The following is a 3,168-nucleotide window of genomic DNA, read 5'->3' as shown; positions in this document are numbered from 1 at the left end:
GTACCAGCCCGTCCGGCGCCCCCGCCAAGCTGCTGAAACCCCGTCCGTCCCCAACAGCCCCCGGTTATGGCGTGACCAGTGGTTGCGAATATCCATTGGCGGTGCGCGCTGTCAACGTCGCTTCCCGAGGTGTCCGAATGCCCGTTTTTGACCCTCGCGGACCATCGCCGCAGACCCGCGCGATCACGTCCTTGCTGCCCCTGAAGGCCAGCAAAAGCCGGTTTTCCGGGCTTTTCGACCGCTCCGGTTGCCGATGCGACGGCTCCCGCCTATGCGCTTGAATCGGCTTGCCTTTCGCCGGCTGGACTTTTTCGGCCCAGCATTATCAACCTGACTTTTTTTGGGTGTATTTGGACCGGCGGCGATTTTGCCGGTGCGCCTGTGTGAATTGCTTCATAGCGCGCCAGGGCAAGACGATGCACAGCGACCGAAGCGCGGGGGCGCGACGGCCGGGCGGCTCGCATGGCTTGCCGCCTCGCCTTGGGTATTGCGTATCGCCGCCGCTGCGCTTCGGGCGCCTTCGTCACGCCAATCTCAGCCGAATTTCAGCCGCGCCTCACGACAACCGGTCGGGTCCGGTTCACGCTGGGCGAAAAAGGGATGGATGCGATCATGGCGCAGGCGCAAGGCACGGCACATTGGGACGAGAACCATTCTCGCGGCTTTCTGCACAACGGGCGTTATTTCGTGCCGGACCGCGAGCGCCAGATCGGGATCATCGCTGACCTCATTCCGCAACCCGCGCCGGGTGGCCTGCTGGTCGAGCTGTGCTCCGGCGAGGGGCTGCTCAGCCGCGCGCTGCTGGAGCGCTTTGCCGACTGCCATGTCCTGGCGCTCGACGGCTCGGCGCAAATGCTGGAGCAGACGCAGGCCACCTGCCGCGACCATGCCGGGCGCCTGGCCACTGCCGCGTTCGAGCTGGCGCAGAGCGGCTGGCGGCGCTTTGCCGAGCCGCCGCATGCGGTCGTCTCCTCGCTCGCCATCCATCATCTCGACGGCTGGCAGAAGCAGGACCTGTTTGCCGATCTGGCGGCGGCGCTCAAGCCCGGCGGCGTGCTGGTGGTGGCCGACATTGTGCGCCCGCCGAGCGCAGGCGGGCTCGACATCGCCGCGCGGCAATGGGACGAGGCGGTGCGCGCCCGGGCGCTGGCGATCGACGGCGATCTCGCCGCCTTCGCCGAGTTCAACCGCCTGGGCTGGAACTATTTCCGCAACCCGGACGGCGAGCCGATCGACAAGCCCTCCTCGCTCGCCGAGCAGCTTTCCTGGCTTGCGAAGGCGGGCTTCATCGAAGTCGACTGCGCCTGGCTGTTCGCCGGCCACGCCATCTTCAGCGGGCGAAAGCCTTGATGTCTTCGGGCGGGCGTGATGTCTTCGAGCATGCGAGGGCCGTGACAGACTCCTAGCCATCGCGCGGATCGAATTGGTTGACGTCTCCTCGAGGGGCGACATGACGACGTTCGAATTCTCCGGCCACAGGCTCGATCTGCACAGGGGCAGGCTGCAGAGGGGCGGGCACGACGTCGACCTGCGCGCCAAGTCGCTCTCGCTGCTCGTCTACCTGCTGGAGAATGCCGGCCGCGTCATCGGCAAGGACGAGCTGGTCAATGCGGTCTGGCCGAACATCGCCGTTTCCGACGATTCGCTCACCCAATGCATGAAGGACATCCGCAAGGCGCTCGGCGCCGAGGCCGATGGCTTGATCCGCACCGTGCTGCGGCGCGGCTATGTGATCGACGAAGAGCGCGTGCGCCGCCTCGAGGATCGGGTCGCCACCGCGACCGGGGAGGGGACGGCCGACGACAGGCCGTCGATCGCGGTGCTGCCCTTCGAGAACCTCAGCGGCGACCCGGCGCAGGACTATTTTGCCGACGGCATGGTCGACGAGATCACCACGGCGCTGTCGCGCATGCGCTGGCTGTTCGTCATCGCCCGCAATTCGAGCTTCGCCTACAAAGGACAGGCCGACGGCGTGAAACGGGCCGGAGCCGAACTCGGCGTGCGCTACGTGCTGACCGGCAGCGTCCGCAAGGCCGCCGACCACATCCGCCTCACCGGACAGCTCATCGACTCCGCTTCCGGCAAGACGATCTGGGCCGACCGTTACGACGGCACCATGGCCGACGTGTTCGACCTGCAGGACCGGCTTGCGGAGAGTGTCGTCGGCGCCATCCAGCCGTCGATCCTGTCGGCCGAGATCGAGCGTTCACGGCGCAAGCGGCCGGAAAGCCTCGCCGCCTACGACTACGTGCTGCGCGCCTTTCCGCTTACCTGGTCGCTCGAGCGGGCGCAGAACGAGGAGGCCGGCACGCTGCTTGATCGCGCGATCGCGATCGAGCCGGATTATCCGCTGGCGCTTTCGCTGCTCGCCTGGTGCCATCTGCAGCGCGCGGGCTACCGCTGGACCGAAACGCCGGCCGCTTCACGGGAGGAGGGCCTGCGCCTGGCGCAGAAGGGGGCGGCGCTCTCCGGCGACGACCCGATGGTGCTTGCGGTGCTCGGCGCGGCGCATTCCTTTGCCCGCGACTACGATGTCGCCGACATGCATCTGGCGCGGGCGCGCGCGCTCGATCCGAATTCCGCCTGGGCCTGGCTGCGCAGCGCCTGGCTGGACGTCTATCGCGAGCGGCCCGAGGCGGCGATCGAGAAGTTCGAGCATTTCGAACGGCTGAGCCCGCGCGATCCGATGGGCTACATGGCCGAGATCGGCATCGGCGCCGCGCATTTCGTCGCCGCGCGCTACGATGAGGCGGTGGCGCTGACGCAGCGCGGCCTTAGCCAGCAGCCGGGCACCTGGTGGGGACTGCGCCTGCTGGTTACGGCGCTGGTTCATGCCGGTCGCAAGGACGAGGCACGGCACGCTTGCCGCAGGCTGATGGAAACCTACCCGGGCCTCACCGTTGCCAGGGTCGGCGACGCCTCGCCCTTCGACGCGGGCACGACTGAACGCATCGCCGCCGGCCTGCGCGAGGCCGGCCTGCCGGACTGACTGGAACGCCGGCGGCCGGCCCCGGAGTATCGCGCTCAGAATTCACGGCGATGGCGGCGGTCGTCCACGACCTTCGCAAGCACCTCGGTCGGGTCACGGTCGACCGGCAGCGTCAGCGCGTTCTCGACGTCGAAGGCGGTGAGGCCGATGTCGCGGCGCTCGCATTCGCTCATGGCGGC

At 68.0% G+C, this 3,168-nt stretch carries 2 protein-coding genes; both read left to right on the top strand.

Annotated features, from left to right (window positions below; all coding sequences use genetic code 11):
* The first annotated feature begins 612 nt into the window (after positions 1-612).
* Positions 613-1,350, top strand: coding sequence for a class I SAM-dependent methyltransferase (locus EN742_RS29465; RefSeq protein ID WP_189375667.1), 738 nt, complete (start codon positions 613-615; stop codon positions 1,348-1,350).
* Between the two features lie 100 nt (positions 1,351-1,450).
* On the top strand, positions 1,451-2,989 hold the full coding sequence (locus tag EN742_RS29460; protein ID WP_128333582.1) for a winged helix-turn-helix domain-containing protein: 1,539 nt from the start codon (positions 1,451-1,453) through the stop codon (positions 2,987-2,989).
* The last annotated feature ends 179 nt before the right edge of the window (positions 2,990-3,168 follow it).

It is taken from the genome of Mesorhizobium sp. M4A.F.Ca.ET.020.02.1.1 (assembly GCF_004022645.1).
Taxonomy (GTDB): domain Bacteria; phylum Pseudomonadota; class Alphaproteobacteria; order Rhizobiales; family Rhizobiaceae; genus Mesorhizobium.
This window is presented reverse-complemented; position numbering and strand designations above follow the sequence as displayed.

Coding starts and splice junctions, on each gene's coding strand:
- EN742_RS29465 (WP_189375667.1), top strand. CDS start 613: ATGGCGCAGGCGCAAGGCACGGCACATTGGGACGAGAACCATTCTCGC.
- EN742_RS29460 (WP_128333582.1), top strand. CDS start 1,451: ATGACGACGTTCGAATTCTCCGGCCACAGGCTCGATCTGCACAGGGGC.